General features: G+C 68.6%; 15 protein-coding genes. 3 read left to right on the top strand and 12 right to left on the bottom strand.

Features of this window, described 5'->3' with window-relative positions:
* The first annotated feature begins 73 nt into the window (after nucleotides 1-73).
* Nucleotides 74-850: a GntR family transcriptional regulator gene (locus tag ABVF28_RS08145; protein ID WP_104252487.1), complete on the top strand. Its 777-nt coding sequence runs from the start codon at nucleotides 74-76 to the stop codon at nucleotides 848-850.
* A gap of 204 nt (nucleotides 851-1,054) precedes the next feature.
* Here the strand turns inward: ABVF28_RS08145 and ABVF28_RS08150 are convergent, their stop codons facing one another.
* From ABVF28_RS08150 to ABVF28_RS08160, 3 genes are all read right to left on the bottom strand, one after another.
* Nucleotides 1,055-1,462: a tautomerase family protein gene (locus ABVF28_RS08150; protein WP_371030133.1), complete on the bottom strand. Its 408-nt coding sequence runs from the start codon at nucleotides 1,460-1,462 to the stop codon at nucleotides 1,055-1,057.
* A 186-nt stretch (nucleotides 1,463-1,648) separates the two neighbouring features.
* On the bottom strand, nucleotides 1,649-2,653 hold the full coding sequence (locus ABVF28_RS08155; RefSeq protein WP_371030134.1) for a sugar phosphate isomerase/epimerase family protein: 1,005 nt from the start codon (nucleotides 2,651-2,653) through the stop codon (nucleotides 1,649-1,651).
* 1 nt (nucleotide 2,654) lies between these two features.
* Complete coding sequence (locus ABVF28_RS08160; protein ID WP_371030135.1) at nucleotides 2,655-3,863, bottom strand: Gfo/Idh/MocA family protein; 1,209 nt, start codon at nucleotides 3,861-3,863, stop codon at nucleotides 2,655-2,657.
* Between the two features lie 129 nt (nucleotides 3,864-3,992).
* Between ABVF28_RS08160 and ABVF28_RS08165 the strand changes: the two genes are divergently transcribed.
* Entirely contained in the window at nucleotides 3,993-5,027 is a 1,035-nt protein-coding gene (locus tag ABVF28_RS08165) for a LacI family DNA-binding transcriptional regulator (RefSeq protein WP_371030136.1), read from the top strand.
* Between the two features lie 27 nt (nucleotides 5,028-5,054).
* On the opposite strand, the gene ABVF28_RS08170 is transcribed toward ABVF28_RS08165, so the two are convergent.
* Nucleotides 5,055-6,281: a galactokinase gene (locus ABVF28_RS08170; protein ID WP_371030137.1), complete on the bottom strand. Its 1,227-nt coding sequence runs from the start codon at nucleotides 6,279-6,281 to the stop codon at nucleotides 5,055-5,057.
* 354 nt (nucleotides 6,282-6,635) lie between these two features.
* Between ABVF28_RS08170 and ABVF28_RS08175 the strand changes: the two genes are divergently transcribed.
* A complete protein-coding gene (locus tag ABVF28_RS08175; protein WP_371030138.1) occupies nucleotides 6,636-8,174 on the top strand; it encodes a DEAD/DEAH box helicase in 1,539 nt (512 codons plus the stop codon).
* A 203-nt stretch (nucleotides 8,175-8,377) separates the two neighbouring features.
* Here the strand turns inward: ABVF28_RS08175 and ABVF28_RS08180 are convergent, their stop codons facing one another.
* The 8 genes from ABVF28_RS08180 to iolB form a co-directional block, all read right to left on the bottom strand.
* Entirely contained in the window at nucleotides 8,378-9,049 is a 672-nt protein-coding gene (locus tag ABVF28_RS08180; RefSeq protein ID WP_371030139.1) for a GntR family transcriptional regulator, read from the bottom strand.
* Nucleotides 9,046-10,086: a DMT family transporter gene (locus ABVF28_RS08185; protein ID WP_371030140.1), complete on the bottom strand. Its 1,041-nt coding sequence runs from the start codon at nucleotides 10,084-10,086 to the stop codon at nucleotides 9,046-9,048. The genes ABVF28_RS08180 and ABVF28_RS08185 overlap by 4 nt, the downstream gene beginning before the upstream one ends.
* Before the next feature lie 129 nt (nucleotides 10,087-10,215).
* Nucleotides 10,216-11,667, bottom strand: a complete 1,452-nt coding sequence (locus ABVF28_RS08190; RefSeq protein WP_371030141.1) for a sugar porter family MFS transporter — start codon at nucleotides 11,665-11,667, stop codon at nucleotides 10,216-10,218.
* Between the two features lie 179 nt (nucleotides 11,668-11,846).
* Complete coding sequence (locus tag ABVF28_RS08195; RefSeq protein ID WP_371030142.1) at nucleotides 11,847-12,719, bottom strand: sugar phosphate isomerase/epimerase family protein; 873 nt, start codon at nucleotides 12,717-12,719, stop codon at nucleotides 11,847-11,849.
* A gap of 12 nt (nucleotides 12,720-12,731) precedes the next feature.
* Entirely contained in the window at nucleotides 12,732-13,754 is a 1,023-nt protein-coding gene (locus ABVF28_RS08200; RefSeq protein WP_371030143.1) for a Gfo/Idh/MocA family protein, read from the bottom strand.
* 27 nt (nucleotides 13,755-13,781) lie between these two features.
* Nucleotides 13,782-14,693, bottom strand: a complete 912-nt coding sequence (locus ABVF28_RS08205) for a sugar phosphate isomerase/epimerase family protein (RefSeq protein ID WP_371030144.1) — start codon at nucleotides 14,691-14,693, stop codon at nucleotides 13,782-13,784.
* Between the two features lie 61 nt (nucleotides 14,694-14,754).
* Nucleotides 14,755-16,653 carry a 3D-(3,5/4)-trihydroxycyclohexane-1,2-dione acylhydrolase (decyclizing) gene (gene iolD, locus ABVF28_RS08210; RefSeq protein ID WP_371030145.1) on the bottom strand — a complete coding sequence of 633 codons (1,899 nt, stop codon included), beginning with the start codon at nucleotides 16,651-16,653 and terminating at the stop codon, nucleotides 14,755-14,757.
* 57 nt (nucleotides 16,654-16,710) lie between these two features.
* Entirely contained in the window at nucleotides 16,711-17,625 is a 915-nt protein-coding gene (gene iolB, locus ABVF28_RS08215; RefSeq protein WP_371030146.1) for a 5-deoxy-glucuronate isomerase, read from the bottom strand.
* Nucleotides 17,626-17,810 lie beyond the last annotated feature (185 nt).

A 17,810-nucleotide genomic window follows, 5' to 3' on the forward strand; every position in this document is an offset into this window, starting at 1 on the left:
ATGAGTCGCCGTTGGTCAGGGCTCGTCGACAGGTACGCTTGTCAGGTCATCAAGTCGTCCGAGGAGTGCGCCATTGAGCAATGAAGCTGCGACAACAGGCGAGGCCCGACTCCCACTCGGGCTGTTCGTCGGCATCGACCGTTCGAGCCCCGTTCCGCTGTACCACCAGGTGTCGGAGCGCATCGAGAAGGCGATCCGAGACGACACGCTGCCTGCAGGGTCGAAGCTCGAGAACGAGATCTCCCTCGGCCACCGCCTCGGCCTCTCTCGCCCGACGGTGCGCCGAGCGATCCAGGAGCTGGTCGACAAGGGACTCCTCGTCCGACGCCGCGGTGTGGGCACGCAGGTCGTGCACGGGCCCGTCACCCGCAACGTCGAGCTCACGAGCCTGTATGAGGATCTCGAGCGGTCCGCGCAGAAGCCGACGACGACGCTGCTCTCTCGCCGAGTCGAGGCCGCGACGCCCGAGCTCGCCGAGACCCTCGGCATCGAGGTCGGAAGCCCCACCCTGCACATCTCGCGCCTGCGCAGCGCGGATGGGGTCCCCCTTGCCGTGCTCGACAATGTGCTGCCAGAGCCGTTCGTCGAGCTCACCGAGGATGAGCTCATCCAGCACGGGCTCTACCAGCTGCTCCGCGCCCGCGGCGTCACCATGCGCATCGCCAAGCAGCGCATCGGTGCCAGGACCGCGTCTCGCGAGGAGGAGCGCCTTCTTGATCTCTCCGGCGGTGCAGCGGTGCTCACGATGTCCCGCGTCGCGTTCGACGCGACGGGTCGCGCCGTCGAGTACGGGCGGCACTGCTACCGGCCGGACCTCTACACGTTCGAGATCACGCTCGTCGAGCGCTGACCTGCGCTGACCTGCGCCGACGGGCGCTGACAGCGCTGACCCGCGCTGAAGTGGCGGGTTGGTCCTCGTCCGCGGGCCGATGACCACCGCGGGCAGCGCGAGTTCTCCGGGATGCGCGAGAAGACGCTGCCAGCCGATGTGCCTTCCGCACAGGGTGCGGTCGGGCGCATCGGCTGGCAGCGTCTGGCAGTCGTGGGGCCGAGGTCAGGCGCGGTTGGGGACCGCGAGCTCGCCCGTGAGGTACTGGGCGCGGCCGAAGCCGAACGTCCAGTCCTCTGGGCCGTTCTCGACGTAGCCGATGAAGAGGTCGTTGCCCTCGACGCCCTGCTCGCCGAGTGCTTCGGCGATGCGAGCGTAGAGCGACTGCTTGGCCTCCGTGGTGCGGCCGCGCTGCGTGAAGATCTGGATCATGACGACGCCGTTCGAGCGGTCGAAGCCCAGTCCGGCGTCCTGGGCGATGATCTGGCCACCCTGGTGCTCGGTGATGATCTGGAACCGGTCGCGAGCGGGGATCCCGTACTCGGCGACGATGGCGTCGTGGATGGCGTCGGCGATGGACGAGATCTGCTCGGGCGTGCGGCCGGCGTTGACGTCGATGCGTACGAGAGGCATGGTGCGGTGTCCTTGAGGTTGAGGGGTGACATTCGTTGTCTGCTCACGAAGTCTACCTTCAAAAGACCTAATGTCCTAACAAATACCGTCCGGGCTCCTGGGACCACGAGGGGCCGCATCCCATTGGATGCGGCCCCAGTGGCCAGGCGCGGAGCTCTCGCAGAAGAGTCCTGCCCAAGACGGAAGTCAGAGCGACGCCTCGAGGGCCGCGTCGGCGTCGAGGAGCACCGTCGCGGCGACCTCGAGCCCCTCGATGCGGCCGAGCGAGGTGTCCTCGTGCTCGATGTTGACCCACATCTCCGGGTCGACCTCGTGCAAAGCGCGGAGGAACTCGGTCCAGAATGCCGTGTCGTGGCCGCGGCCGAGGGCGACGAAGTCCCACGCTGAGTTCTTCGGCCACTCGTTCGCCCACTCGTCGCCACCGAGGTTGGTGCGCGGCTCGTCGGCGGACAGCTTGCGGAACTGGTTGTCCAGCACGCCGTAGATGGCCGCGGCCGGGTTCACGCGAACATCCTTCGCGGCGGCGTGGAAGACCCACTTGCCGAGGTCGCGGACGACGGCCACCGGGTCCATCTGCTGCCAGAAGAGGTGCGATGCGTCGAGCTCGACGCCGATGTTCGTCGTTCCGGCCCGCTGGATGAGCTCGCGGAAGTTCGCCGGGTTGAAGGCGACGTTCTGCGGGTGCAGCTCGAGCGCCACCTTCACGCCGTGCTCGCCGGCCAGTTCATCGATCTCCGCCCAGAACTTCGCGGCGACGTCCAGCTGGTAGTCGATGACGTCGAGCGCCGCCGAGTTCCAGGCGTTGACCACCCAGTTCACGGTCGTAGCTCCCGGCTCGCCACCGGGGAGGCCGGACATCGTGACGATGCGGTCCTGCCCGAGGCGGGCCGCGAGGCGGATCGACCGGCGGATGTCCTCGGCGTGCTTCTCGCCGATCGAGCGGTCGGGGTGCAGCGGGTTGCCGTTGCAGTTGAGACCGGCGATCGAGACGCCGGTGCCCTCGAACTGGGCCAGGAACGTGTCCCGTGCCTCGTCGCTCTCGAGGATCTCGTCGAAGTTCGGGATGTGGGTTGCCGGGAGGAACCCGCCCGAGTTGAGCTCGATCCCCGTGAGGCCGAGGTCGGCGATGACCTTGATCGCCTCCGGCAGTGGCCGGTCGTGGAGGATCGCGTTGTAGACGCCGAGACGCATGTCAGGCTCCGATCTTGTGCGTGGTGGTGGGATTGACGCGCACGGCCGAGCCGTTCGCGGCTGCTGATGCGGCGACGGCGTGGAGCAGCTCCATGTTGTGGATGCCTTCTTCGAAGCTGGCGCAGCGGGGGAGAGATGCATGCTCTGGGATGCCTGCGACCTCCTCGAGGAAGGAGCGCGCCTGGTAGGCGAATGCGTCGTTCTGCCCGAAGCCGACACTCGGGGCGTCCATCGCGAGCCCGCCGGCGATGTAGGGGTGCTCCGGTCCGAGGATCACCTGCCGGTACCCGTTCTGGGCCGAGGGGACATCGTTCAGGAAGAGCTCGATCTCGGAGGGGCGACGCTGGTCGTACCTGGCGCCACCGTTCTCGCAGAAGACCTCGAAGATGAGGCTGTTGGCATGGCCGCGAGCCACGCGGGAGACCTCGATGGTGCCAGCGCCGTCCGCGAACTTCAGTGAGAACGCGGCGTAGTCGTCGTTCTCGACGGACTCGAAGGTGTCGCTCACGGCCGCGTGGTCGTGGCCGAGGACGGCTCCGAGCGGCAGGGGGCGCTCGTGGATGACGGTGCTGAGCGTCCCGCCGCTGACCTCCTGGATCTCACCGCCAAGGAACTCCGCGATATACGCCATGTGGCTCCCGACATCGGCCAGCGCGCCGCTTCCTGGTGCGCCCTTGAAGCGCCAGCTCATGGGGCCCTGTGGGTCGCAGGCGTAGTCCGTCCAGTAGCGCCCGCTGAAGTGGAGCAGCTTGCCGAGGGTGCCGTCCTGGATGAGTTGGCGGATGTGGGCGATGCCGGGGGATCGGCGGTAGGTGAAGCCCACGCGGGCGATGGAGTTGGCGCGCTCTGCGGCCTCGGCCATGGCGTAGGCGTCCTCGATGGAGTCGCTGAGGGGCTTCTCGCAGAGCACGTGCTTGCCGGCTGCGAGGAGGCCCTCGACGGCCTCTCGGTGCAGGGAGTTCGCGATGACGACGCTCACGACGTCGATGTCGTCGGCGGCCGCGATGGCCTGCCAGGACGAGTCGGTGCGCTCGTAGCCGAAGCGCTTCGCGGCGAGTGCGCCGAACTCCGGGTTGATGTCTCCGATGGAGACGAGGCGGATCTCGGGCAGCGTGGGGCTGTAGAGAGTGGATGCGACGCGGTACGCCGCGGCGTGTGCGCGCCCGGCCATGCCTGCGCCGATGACGGCGACGCCCAGTGAGGTGGACATTGGTTCTCCTGTGGTTCTGCGTGAGCTGGGATGGTGAGCGCAGGCGACCGACGACGGTGTTGGAGCGCTACACTGGAAGGTAGGTCATGAAACAATGTCCTGTCAAACGATCCGAGTTCGGAGTGTCGAATGCCACCCACGTCCCGCCGGAAGCGACCGACGATCTACGACGTCGCTGAGCGTGCCGGAGTCTCCAAGTCGCTGGTGTCGCTTGTGCTGCAGAACTCGACCCGAGTCAGCGACGAGAAGCGCGCGGCAGTGCGGACCGCGATCCAGGAACTCGGCTACCTGCCGAGCCGGGCGGCCACGGCGCTCGCGGGGAACCGCACGCGCGCGATCGGCGTCATGATCGACGACTTCAGGAACCCCTGGTTCGTCGACCTCCTCGAGGGCATGCAGGAGGTGCTGAACGGGCCCGGTTTCCACGTGACGGTGGCTGACGCGAACCTGAACGCGCACCTCGAGCAGTCCCCGATCAGCGGCTTCCTCGCCGCAGGGGTCGAGGGTCTTGTCATCGGCGGTGACGTGGATGCGGTGCCTGCGGAGGGCTTCCCGGTGCCGACCGTCGTCGCGGGCAACCGGGCGACGGTGCCGGTCGGGGCCGACCTCGTGGCCAACGACGACGAAGCTGGCGCCCGCCTCGCCGTCGAGCACCTGCGGTCACTCGGCCACACGAGGATCGGGCATGTCACGGGCAGCGGGCGAGCGGCCGAACTCAGGCGCATGGCCTACGAGGCGGCCATGGTCGAGGCGGGGCTCCAGCCGCGCGTCGTCGGAGGCTCTGGTCCCACTGACCAGGACGAAGGGCGACGAGCCTCGCGCGAGCTGCTCGAGAACTGGCCGGAGACCACGGCCGTTTTCGCCGCGAACGACGTCATGGCGCTTGGCGTGCTCGGAACGCTCGACAAGCTCGGGATGCGAGTGCCGGACGACATCTCGATCGTCGGCTACGACGACTCGCACCTCGCGGGCGCCGAGCACCTGTCGCTCACCTCGGTCGACGACCGCAGTGCCGACGTGGGTCGTGTGGCGGCCGAGCTCCTGCTCGCGCGCATCGAAGGGCGCCGTCCGGAGGCCGGAGAGCGAGGCGAGGGAACGCGCAGGCTCATCCAGCCGATCCTCACGGTCCGGGGCTCGACCGCGTCCGCCGACGGCTCCGCCTGAGCTGCGCTCGCGGGCCGATGACGCGGCTCAGCGGTCGCGTCGCGCACCTGCCTCAGGTTCGAAGGCGAGCACGAGGGGAGCCTCCCAGCCCTGCTCCGCGTACGCGCTCAGCACGCTCTCGCGCAGCTCGTCGACCTTCTCGGCTGGGTGCATCACGAACACGGAGCCGCCGAGGCCCGTGCCGGTCATGCGCGCGCTTGCGGCGCCGAGGTAGGTGGCCAGCTCCACGGTGAAGTCGATGCGCTCGGTCGAGACCTCGAAGTCATCCCGGAGCGACGCTTGCGACGCGGCGAGCAGGTGACTGCGTTCCTCGGGCGTCTCGCCCGTGCGCATCAGCTTCGTGAACTCCAGCGTGCGAGCGATCTCGGAGACGACGTGGCGGGCGCGCCTGAAGACGACCTCGTCGAGCTTGTCCGCAGCCGCGTCGAGTTCAGCAGGTCGCACCTCGCGCAGCGTCTGGCAGCCGAGCGCCTCGGCAGCCCTGGCGCAGTCCTCGGCCCTCGATGCGAACTCCGCCGACCAGTTGCGGTGCGATTCCCGCGTGTCGATGAGCACGCGGACCAGGCCGGACTCGGCTGGTCGCGGCGCGGGAAGGATGGAGACGTCGGACCCGCGCGCGTCGAAGAAGACGTCCTCATCGCTGCGCGCGGCGTGCACGGTGATGTGATCGCTCAGGCCGCCGGGCGCGCCGACGATGTCGGCCTCGGTCTGTCGGCCGATCTCGGCGAGCTCCTCGACGTTCATGCCGAGGCCCCAGAAGTCGTTGAGGGCCGTGCTGATGGTGGCGCACACGGAGGCGGAGGAGGCGAGGCCAGCCCCGATGGGCACGTCCGTCGTCAGGAAGATGTCGAGGCCGGTGCCCAGGAAGAAGGGCACCCCGGGGTCCGTCTCGTCGTCGTCGCCGCGAGTGCCTTCCGGCGGGTTCTCGCGAGCGAAGCGCAGCATGCTCGAGACCGCTCCGAGCGGGTAAGCACGCCAATCCTTGGTGGGGATCTCCGAGGAGATCGACCGCAGGTCGGTCACGGCCTCTTCCGTGGAGAGGTCGGTGACGATGCGGATGCGGCCGTCGTCACGCGGCGCGATGGCCGCGCTCGAGCGGAGGGGGATGGCGCACCCGTAGCCGACGCCATCTTGCAGGTCGGTGTGGTCGCCCATGATGCTGACGCGACCCGGCGCGGACCAGACTCCGAGGGGTTCGCGCTCGAAGGCGGCCCGGAAGCCCTCACAGACGATCGTCGTCAGGTCTCTGCTCATCTCGTCACCGTTTCTCAGGCATGGGCGAATGGGCGTCCGCCCCTGTGCATGCGCAGGGCGATTCTAATAACTGCGTCCTGAACGAGTGCCGAAACTCCAGCGGGCGAGCCGCGCATCCGAACGGAACAGGCCGTCCATCTGGTCGGGACTGATCTCGCGTGCTAGAGTCGGACCTTCGTGGGTCCTATTTCCCACAATCGTCGTACCGTTTGTTGTTCGAGGGCACCTTTCCTGCCTCGGCACGATTTCACGAGTTGCGGCGAACGGGCACATTCGCCCGCATCATCGCCGCAAGAGCGCAGCACTCGAGTGTTGTGCGTTCTCTGCGTGCTGATTGAAAGGCAAGACCTCCACATGACGGAAACAACCTCAACTTTCGCCGAGCTCGGCGTCCCCAAGTCTCTCGTGAGCGTGCTCGATGCAGCAGGCAAGCACGAAGCGTTCCCCATCCAGCAGTCCACCCTGCCGAGCACCCTCGCAGGTCGCGACGTCCTCGGCCGTGGCAAGACAGGCTCCGGCAAGACGCTCGCGTTCGCGATCCCGCTCGTCGCCCGCCTCGCCGGTGCCGTGTCCGGTGGCAAGCGCCGCCCGGGCCGTCCGCTCGGCCTCGTGCTGCTCCCCACCCGCGAGCTCGCAACCCAGGTCGCAGCGGTCATCGAGCCGCTCGCCAAGGCCGCAGGCCTCACCGTGACCACCGTCTTCGGCGGCGTCTCGCAGCGCCCGCAGGAGACCGCGTTCCGCAACGGCGTCGACATCGTCGTGGCCTGCCCCGGACGCCTCGACGACCTCATGAAGCAGCGCATCGTGAACCTCGACGCCGTCGAGGTCACCGTGCTCGACGAAGCGGACCACATGGCCGACCTGGGCTTCCTGCCCGTCGTCACGCGCATCATGAACGCCACGCCGCCGCGCGGGCAGCGCCTCCTCTTCTCCGCCACGCTCGACAACGGCGTGGACAAGCTCGTCAAGAAGTTCCTCAACGACCCGATCCTGCACTCGGTCGACGAGTCCAACTCGCACGTCGCCGCCATGACGCACCACGTCTACGAGGCGGAGACACCCGAGGCGAAGACGGCGCTCGTGCATGCCCTCGCGAGCGGCAAGGGCCGCCGCATCATGTTCATGCGCACCAAGCACCAGGCGAAGAAGCTCGCGAAGCAGCTCACCGCTGCTGGCATCCCGGCCGTTGACCTGCACGGCAACCTCTCGCAGAACGCCCGCGACCGCAACCTCGCGGCGTTCTCCGGCGGCGAGGTCAACGTGCTCGTCGCGACCGACGTCGCCGCACGCGGCGTGCACGTCGACGCCATCGAGCTCGTCGTCCACGTCGACCCGCCCGCCGAGCACAAGGCGTACCTGCACCGCTCCGGCCGCACGGCACGCGCGGGCTCCGAGGGCGACGTCGTCACCCTCATGCTCCCGAGCCAGCGCAAGGACACGGAGATGCTGCTCCGTCGCGCGAAGATCGGCGTGACCCCGCAGCGCGCCAACGTCAACTCGCCGTTCGTGGCCGAGCTCGTCGGCGAAGTCGCCCCGACCGTGCGCCCCGTTCCGGGCGGACCGGGATCCGGCAACGTCGAGGTCAGCCAGGGCCGCGGCACCTCGCAGGGAGCGAACGCGCGCCGCAAGCGCGACAACGCCTCCTCGCGTGGTGGCGCATCGCGTGGCGGATCGAGCACCGGCGGTGGCCGTGGCCGCGGCGGGTCCTCATCGCAGACCTCCTCGTCGTCCGCGTCGCGCCCCGCGCGCTCGCAGGGTGGAGAGGGTGCAGCCCAGGGTCAGCGCCGCGGCGAGGGTCGCCCGCGCCGCGCAGGCACCACCTCCGCAGCGGCTCCGTCGCGCGGTGGCGGCGAGCGCGGCTCGCGTCGCGCCAGCTGGTCCTCCGGCCAGTAGTCAGCGCCAGACGCACAGCATCCCCGAACGGGCGGCCCGAGCAATCGGTCCGCCCGTTCGTGCTCTGCCCGCGCCACTCGCCGGTCTGCCCGCATTCGGAGTCCATCCACGTGGGAGATGCAGCTTTGATCGCGCAGGAAGCGGCAGCTCTCGTCTGGACGTGTGGATGCCACGGGCGCTGTGCAGGCAGGGGGTGAGTCGGCTCAGGCGGGGGAGTCGCGCACCAGGTGGGCGGTGAGGGCGTCGAGGTGGGCTCGCACGGCGGACGGGCCGTCGTGCTCGAGCAGGGTGAGGTAGGCCTCGTGGTCGTCAGCCAGGCCCGTGGCCTCGTAGTGCTCGTGCGCTCCCGCCAGCAGCAGGCGGACCTCGCTCTCGAGTGATCGCGAGGCCTCGCTGATCCGGGGACTCCCGGCCGCGTCGACGATGGCCTGGTGCACGGCGGCGTGCGCCGCCTCGAGCAGTCGCCAGGACTGCGCATCGCTCGCCTCGATCTCCCGCAATCGGACGATCTCGGCCTGGATCGGCTGCCGCACGGCCAGCGGCCACCCTCCTGGGTGCCTCGAGTTCAGGATGCGCACGGCCTCGGATTCGAGCGCGCAGCGCAGATCTTGCATGGCCCTGATCTCCTCGTCGTCGAGCTTCGTGACCTCGACCCCCTTGTAGGGAGCGGAGTGGACAAGCCGTTCCGCGGCCAGCACGGCGAGGGCCGTGCGCACCGTGTGCCGCGACAGTCCGAACTCGTCCGCGAGGTGCTCCTCGCGCAGTGACTGGCCGCGGGCGTAGCTGCCCTCGAGGATGCGCTCGCGAAGCGTCGTGGCGAGCTTCGAGGCGGCGGTCAGTCGTGGCGTTGCGTCAGGCGCTCCTGCGCGCGTCATCGCTGCTGCCGCTCCGCCGAATCTGCGTCCGGATGGATGCCAGCCGCAGCCGGAGCCGTACCCGTTGTCGTGCCGTTCACGGCGAGTCTCGTCTTCGTCGCAGGTGAGAACCGCTGGAAGGCAGCGGTGGACCCCAGCACCAGCACCACGATTCCTGCCGCGAGCACGATGAGGCCGAGGGCTTCGAGGCCCGCGAGCTGCTCGCGAAGCACGAGGAGCCCCAGGATGCTCGCAGTCAGCGGCTCCGCGAGCGTCAGTGTCGAGACGGTCGCTGCCTGCAGCTTCGCGAGGCCAGCCCCGAAGCACAGGTAGGCGATGGTCGTCGTGACGACGCCGAGCCAGGCCGCCGTCGCGAGCCCAGCCGGGGTGAGCATCCACTCGGCACCGCTCGCGAGGAGCAGCGGGATGCTGGCGATGCCGGCGACGCCGAAGACCATGCCCATGGTGCCGTCGGCGCTCCAGCCTCGGTTCATGAGTGCCTTCGCCGAGAGGGTGTAGATGCTGTAGCTCGCGCCGGCGCCGATCGATGCAGCGATCCCGGCGAGGTTCGCACCGCCCGAGTCGCCCGCGCCAGCCGCCGCGATGAGGCCCACGCCGAGGACGGCGATCGCGGTCGCGACGCCCCAGCTCACCCCGGGGAAGCGGCGTTCGAGTGCCCACTGCAGCAGTCCCGTGAGGACCGGTGCTGATCCGAGCGCGAGGACGGTGCCCACAGCGACGCCGCTGCCCGCCGTGCCCGCGAAGAAGAGCGGCTGGTAGAGGAGCACGCCGAGCGTGCCGAGGGCAATGAGTCCCAGCTGGGCGCGATTCGGGCGGCGGAGCCGGACGGCGTCCGGCGCGGGCTTCTGGGAGTATCCGCGGGCGCCGCGGCGACGCAGCCCCGTGAGCAGCGCCCAGGCGCCGAGCAGGGTCCCGCCGAGCGCGAGGCGGGCCGAGCCGAGCGAGAAGGCGGACACCTCTGGTGCCCCGAGCGCCTGCGCGGTGCCGGTCGTGCCGAAGCAGACCGCGGCGAGGAGGACAAGCAGGAGTGGGGCCACGGGAAGATTGTTACACAATCTGTCGAGCTCCGTGGTCGAGCGGTGGACGCGGCCCGCGAGCGACCCGCAGACGAGCGACGGGCTCGGCCGAATCGGCCGAGCCCGTCGCTCGTCTGCGGTGCGGAGAAGCTACTTCTTCGCGGTCGGGAGGAAGATCGCGCCGGTGGTGACGCCCTCATCCAGCGACTCGAGCGTGCGGCCGCGGGTCTCCGGGATCTGCGTTGCGACGAAGATGAGCGCGACCACGTTCAGCGCGCCGAACAGGAAGAAGGTTCCAGTGATGCCCATTCCGTCGACGAGCGAGGGGAAGTACAGCGAGAGGAAGCCGTTCGCGACCCAGAGGAAGAAGATCGAGACGCCCATGCCGATGCCGCGCATGTGCAGCGGGAAGACCTCGGAGAGGTACACCCAGACGGCCACGTTGAGGAACGTCTGCATCGACCCGACGAACGCGACGACGAGGAACAGGATGACCCAGGGGCGCAGCGGGTTGCCGACCTCGAGAACCATGGACGAGAAGCCGATGAGCAGGTGGCAGATCGTCGTCAGCGTGAAGCCGATGATGAACGTCTTGCGGCGGTCGAACTTGTCCATGTAGGAGAGCGCGATGAACGCACCGACCACGGCGATGACGCCTGGCGCGATGTTGGCGATGAGGGCCGCGCTCGAGTCGAAGCCGGACTCGATGAGCACGATCTGGCCGTAGTACATGATCGAGTTGATGCCCGTGAGCTGCTGGGCGACACCGAGTCCGATGCCGACGAGCAGGATGCGCAGGAGCCACTTGTTCTTAAGGATGGCTGCGAAGCCGACCTGCTTCTCCTGGCCCTCTTCCAGTGCGACCTTCTCGACCTGTGCGAGCTCAGCTTCGGCGCGCTCGGGCGAGCGGATGGTCTTGAGCACCTCGAGCGCCTCGGCGTCGCGGCCCTTCTCGACGAGCCAGCGGGGCGATTCCGGCATGCGCAGCATGCCGAAGAAGAGGCAGATGGCCGGGATGGCGCAGATGGCGAACATGATGCGCCAGACGCCGTCGAGGTGTCCGAGCGTGTTGCCGAGGATGGCGTTGATGATGAACGCGGAGAGCTGTCCGATGACGATGGCGGCTTCGTTGCGGCCGGAGATGGATCCGCGGATCTCGTACGGCGCCAGTTCGGCGAGGAAGACCGGGACGACCGTGGATGCTCCGCCGACGGCGAGGCCGAGGAGGACGCGCCCGACGACGAGCACCTCGAAGTTCGGGGTGAAGACGACGACGAGCGTGCCGAGGAAGAAGAGCACGGCGAGCATGATGATCGTCTTGCGGCGGCCCCAGCCATCGGAGAGGCGGCCGCAGAAGATGGCGCCGATGGCGGCCGCGAAGACGAGCGAGCTCGTGACGACGCCTTCCGTGAGCGGCGTCAGACCGAGCTCCTCGGTCATGGGGTTCAGGGCGCCGTTGATGACACCGGTGTCGTAGCCGAAGAGGAGACCGCCGAAGCACGCGACGATCGAGATCAGCCCGAGCCGCGAACGGTGCGGCCCAGCTGTGAGGGGCGGGAGTGATTTCTCGGCGGTGTTGCCCGCCGGATGCGATGAGGCCATTTGGACGTCCTTGTCGTGGATGCTGCGAGGTGGAGCAAGGTTGTGCGGTGCTGCTGGCGCGTCTTCTGCGAACGCGTGTCTTGATGGTAACCGAAGAATGACGTGATGTGAATATGTCCTGACAAATCCGTCGGGAGTGACAGTGGCCCCGCAGCTCAGAGCTGCGGGGCCACACGGCGTCAGGAGGAGGCGACAAGCTCCCGTATCTTCTCCAGCTGGAACGCGGAGACCTCGTCGGCCCGCTCGTCCTCGGCGAAGACGTTCGAGACGATGAGCGCGTCCGGACGGTCGAGGTACCCGATCTGCTTCAACGTCGCGAACAGTTCAGCGAAGTCGACATCTCCGTCGCCGATGCGGAGGTGCTGGTGGATGCGCGCCTCGTTCCCGGGAGGGTTCGAGATGTAGCGCAGGCCGTGCGAGCGGTGGTGGTCGAACGTGTCCGCCGTGTAGACGGCGCCGAGCCGCTCACCCAGTTCGGGGAGCAGCGTCCTCGCCCGGTCGCCGTAGTGGAAGGTGTGCGAGGCGACGTAGACGAAGCCCACGTTCTTGCTGTTCAGACCGCGGATGACGCGCCACCCCTCGAGCCCGTCCTCGACGAAGTCGTTGGGGTGCGGGTCGATGTTGAGCTGGATGCCCTCGCGCTCGAGGATCGGCAGCAGCGTCTCCATCGAGCGGTGGAAGGCGTCCTCCGACTCGTTGAACTGGGAGGGCTCTCCGCTGAACTCCGTGTTGATCACGGGGATCTCGAGCAGCGACGCCAACTCGATGACCCGCGTGAAGTTGCGGACCGCCGCGAGGCGGCCGGCTTCCTCCGGCCCCGAGATGCGCTGCACCGGCAGGATGGCGGGGATTTTGACCCCTGCATCCGCCGCCCGCTTCTTGAACTTCAGCGCGTACGCGTCATCGGCCGACGGGTGGCGGAAGAACCAGGAGAAATCGGGGTGGGGCGTGATCTGCAGGTACTCGTAGCCGAGGCGGGCTGCGATGTCGGGGAAGTCGAGGAAGCCGGCGTCGTGGTGGAACGGCGTCGGGTCCAGCGCGATGCGAACCATCGGAGTCTCTCCTTACGCCTTGTCGTAGAACGCGGGGCGCTCCACCTGCTGGACCTCGACGATGCCACCGTCGAACGCCTTCACGCCGGCCTCGCAGGCGAGCGCGACGCGGTAGCCTTGCCACGCGTCCGGGCCGTCGATGGTTCCGCGGGCGACCGCGTCCACCCAGCGCTGGATCTGCACGTCGTAGGCGGCCGCGAAGCGGGTCACGAACGAGCGGTGCTCCTCCTTCGCGAACGAGCCGTCCGACCAGGTCTGCACTCCGTTGGCCTGGCCGATGCGGGCGAGCCCGTTCGAGAACACTGCCTCGGTCGCGACCTGGTAGCCGAACTTGATGCTGACGTTCATCTCGACGTCGACGAGGATGCCGTTCTCGAGCTCCATGAGCACGAGGATCGGCTCGCGGAGGCGCTCGGGCGAGTTCGGGTTGCGACGCATGTACTTGATCTCGATGCTGCGGATCTCGCTGCCCGCGAGCCACGGGATGACATCGAGTTCGTGCACGACCGAGTCGTTGATGAGCATGTCCTGCGTGTACGTCTCGGGCACGTCGGGGTTGCGGTGCACGGCGCGCAGCGCGAGCAGCTCGCCTGCCTCGCCCGAGGCGATGATCTCGCGCAGGCGGGCGTACTCGGCGTCGAAGCGGCGCATGAAGCCGAGCTGGATGAGCGGTCGGTCTGACGCGGCCATCTCGGCCTCGACGACGCGCAGGGACGACGCGGAGTCTGCCGTCAGCGGCTTCTCGCACAGGATGGGGAGCTTCGCCGCGAGGGCGGGCAGGAGCACGGGCTCGTGGAACTTGCCTGGCGTCGCGATGACCACCGCGTCGACGGCGTTCGCCGCGATGGCGTCCTCGATGCTCGTGAACCACTGCGCGCCCGGCGCGTTCTGCAGGGCCGCGGTGCCGCGTCCCTCGTCCGGCTCGATGACGGCCGAGACGATGGCACCGCTGATGCGCTTCGTGATGCGGGCGATGTGGTCTGCGCCCATGAGGCCGGCGCCGACGACGCCGACGCGGAGGTCAGTTGAAGTCATGTCGATGGTTCCTGTTCTTCTCTGGCGCTACTTCGCGCGGGCTGCCGGCGTGGAGCCGCAGATGTGCTTGAGCGTGCGCTCGGCGATCGGGTACGGGCGGTCGGCAGAGCAGCCGAACATGTCCTGCTCGACGATGCCGAAGATGTTCGGGTCGATCTCGGCGGCACGGGCCACGATGGGGCCGAGCTCCGGGATGCCGTTCGGCGGCTCGACCATGATCATGTCGGCTGCGGCCTCGGCCCACGGAACATCGTTCTTGAGGACGTCGAACAGGCGGTCAGGATCGACCTGCTTGAGGTGCAGGTAGCCGATGCGCTCGGGGTAGGCGTTCAGGAGGCGCAGGCTGTCGCCGCCGTAGTACGAGAAGTGACCCGTGTCGAGGCAGAGGTTCGTGTACCGAGCGTCGGTCTCGGTGAGCAGGCGCTCGACCTCGCGGTACGTGCCGACGTGGCTGTCGGCGTGCGAGTGGAACTGCTGCTTGACGCCGTACTCCTCGAGGAGTGCCTTGCCGAGGCGGTCATGGCCGGCCGCGAGGCGCGTCCACTGCTCGGCGTCGAGCGTGCGGGGCTCCTTCGCCTGGCCCGTGATGTCGTCACGCCACATGTCGGGGATCGTCACGAGGTGCTCGGCGCCGAGCTTCGAGGCGAGCCCCGCGACGGCGATGGCCTGGTCCCAGGCGCGCTGCCACTGGCTCTCGTCCTCGTTGTGGAAACCCGTGAAGACGGTTCCGGCCGAGAGCTTCAGGCCGCGCGACTCGAGTTCGTCGGAGAGCTGGTTGGGGTCGGTGGGGAGGTAGCCGTACGGGCCGAGCTCGATCCACGTGTAACCCGCCTTGACGACCTCGTCGAGGAAGGTCTGCCACGGGATCTGGCCCGGGTGGTCGGGGAGCCAGATGCCCCAGGAGTCAGGTGCGGTTCCGATTCGGATGCTCTGCGACATCGTCGTCTGCTTTCTGTTGAGGGTCGTTCGGGGAGGTCGAGAAGAGGGTGTTGTCGTGGCGTCAGCCGAGGAGCGGCCGCTGGGCGGCCTTCTGCTCCTTGTAGGCCTCGAGCGCGCTCTTCGTGGAGTCGAGCGTGGAGGTCCCGGCGACCGGCACATCCCACCATCCTTCGCCGTCGGGGGCGTAGAGGAGCGGGTTGCTGTTGATGTGGATGAGGGTCGACGTGTCAGATGCCTTCGCCGCGGCCATGGCGTCGCGCAGGTCGCTGATGGCGTTGGCGCTCGGCTCGATCTCGATCGTGGTGATGCCGTAGCTGCGCGCGTTGGCGGCGAGGTCGACGGGGAGGATCTCGTCGCCCTGGAAGTTCGAGCCGGCCTCGTCGAAGGCGCGGTACCAGGTGCCGAAGCGCTCGGAGCCGACCGTCTCGGAGAGGTGGCCGATGGAGGCGTAGCCGTGGTTCTGGATGAGCACGACGATGATCTTGATGCCCTCGGCGACGGCAGTCACGAGCTCGGTGTGGAGCATGAGGTACGAGCCGTCGCCGACCATGACGATCACGTCGCGGTCGGGAGCCGCGCGGCGCACGCCCATGCCGCCTGCGATCTCGTAGCCCATGCAGGAGAACGCGTACTCGACGTGGTAGCCGAGCGGGTCGCGCACGCGCCAGAGCTTGTGAAGGTCGCCCGGCAGGGAGCCGGCGGCCTGGACGACGACGTCGCGCGGGTCGCTTGCGCCCTGCACAGCGCCGATGATCTCGGGCTGGCCCGGCAGCTCGAGCCCGCTCGGCTCGAACGCGGCGTCGACGGCCGCATCCCACCCGCTCTTCTCGGCGGCGATCTGCCGCGAGTAGTCGTCGCTCACGCGGAACCCGGAGAGGGCGCCGATGAGCTTCACGAGCGTCTCGCGCGCATCCGCCACGACGGGCAGCTGCGAGCCGTGCTTGTAGGCGTCGAAGGCGGCCACGTTGATGTTGACGAAGCGCACGCCGTCGTTCTGGAACACCGTGCGGCTCGCCGTCGTGAAGTCGCTGTAGCGCGTGCCGATGCCGATGACGACGTCGGCCTGCGCCGCGAGGCGGTTCGCGGCGGTCGTGCCGGTGGCTCCGATGCCGCCGAGGTACTGCGGGTGGTCCCAGTCGAGGGACCCGCCGCCGGCTTGGCTCGTGCCGACCGGGATGCCGGTGGCCTCGACGAAAGCGCGCAGCTCGTCCTCAGCTCCCGAGTAGATGACGCCGCCGCCCGCGACGATGATCGGGTTCTTCGCGTTCTTGATCGCCTCGACAGCACGGGCGAGCGGACCGGCCTCGGGGAGGGGACGGCGGATGTGCCACTCGCGCTCCTCGAGGAAGGCGAGCGGCACGTCGATGAGCTCGGCCTGGACGTCCTCCGGCAGCGCGATCGTCACGGCACCCGTCTCGGCAGGGTCGGTGAGGACGCGCATGGCGGCGAGTGCGATCGAGAACAGCTGCTCGGGGCGCTGCACGCGGTCGAAGAAGCGGGAGAGGGGACGGAACGCATCCGTCACCTGGATGCCCGTGTCGTGCGGGAACTCGAGCTGCTGCAGCACGGGGTCGGAGACGCGCGTCGCGAAGGTGTCGCTCGGCAGGAGCAGTGCCGGCAGGCGGTTGGCCGTCGCGAGGGCGGCACCCGTGAGCATGTTGGCGGCGCCCGGTCCGACGGATGCGGCGCTCGCGTACGTCGCGCGGCGGCGGCGCATGCGCGCGTAACCCACCGACTGGTGCACCATCGCCTGCTCGTTGCGCGCCTGGAAGTACGGCATGAGGCTCGGGTCTTCGACGTTGGCCTGCTTGAGCGCCTGGCCGATGCCGGCGACATTGCCGTGGCCGAAGATCCCGAACATGCCGGGGATCGTGCGCTCGCGCACGTCGCCGTCTACGGTGTACTGCTTGCCGAGGAACTCGACGAGCGCCTGGCCGACGGTCATTCGCTTGGTTGACATCTGCGTCATCTTTCTGCGTTGGTACTGAGCTGGTGCTGGTGCGCTGGAAGCGCGGCGTTACTGCTGGGGGCCGTAGGGGAGGCGGGAGTCGAACTCCTGGGAGGTCCACTGATCGCGCACCCAGCCGTGGGCCGGGTCGTCGCTGATGAGCCATTCGCGCGCCTCATCTGGGCCGGCCATGACGTTGAGGTAGTACAGGTCGTAGCCTGGGGCCGCGACGGCGGGGCCGTGGTAGCCGAACGGGACCAGTGCGATGTCTCCCGTGCGCACGATCTCGTTGATGGAGATCTCGCCCGCCGGCGACGTGTAGGTCGCGAACATGCCGAAGGCGTCAGCGCCCTCGGGGACTGTCGCGTTCTTGGTGGGCTCGCTCTCGAAGTAGTAGATCTCCTCGAGGCGGCTCTCGTGGCCCGGGTGGTGCTCGTCGTGCTTGTGGGGCGGGTACGACGACCAGTTCTCGGCCGGTGTGATGACCTCGCACACGATGAGCTTGGCGGCCTGCAGCGAGCCGGGGATGCCGAAGTTCTGCACCTGCCGGCTCGAGCGGCCGGCGCCGCGCAGCTCGACCGGCACGTCGCCCTTGCGGAGCACCTGGAACGGGAAGACCTGGGTCGTCGGCGCCTCGGCGACGGCGATCCTGCCGTTCCCCGTGACGACGGCGCTGGTGCCGACGGGCAGGTAGGCGACGTCTGCCGGACCGTCGAAGACCGAGGGGCGGCCCTCGAGCTCGACGGATGCGGGCGCATCCGTCCCGTCGAGCTCGAGGGCCGCGTCTCCGCGGAGGGGGATGACCATTCGCTCAATGTCGCCTGCGGGCAGCTCGAGGCGCACACCCTCGGAGAGGTCTGCGACTCGGATGCCCGTGTGTTCCCAGCCGGGGAGCGTCGCATCGACGACGCTCTCCCAGCCGTCTCGCGAGAGGGCTCCGCGGGCCCTGAACCAGGTGTTCTCTGCTGCTGCTTGTGAGGACATTGCTCGTGAGTCTTTCTAGGTGCGAATGGTCTGGCTAGCCGGTGGAGGCTAGTCGTTCTGGGCTGCTCAGTCGTTCTCGGGGAAGCCGAGGTTGATGCCGCCGTGCTTGGCGGGGTCGAGCCAGCGGCTGGTGACGGCTTTCTCGCGGGTGTAGAAGTGGAAGCCCTGGAGGCCGTAGGCCTTGC

Origin of the sequence: Pseudoclavibacter sp. JSM 162008 (genome assembly GCF_041366455.1) — a bacterium.
GTDB lineage: Bacteria > Actinomycetota > Actinomycetes > Actinomycetales > Microbacteriaceae > Pseudoclavibacter.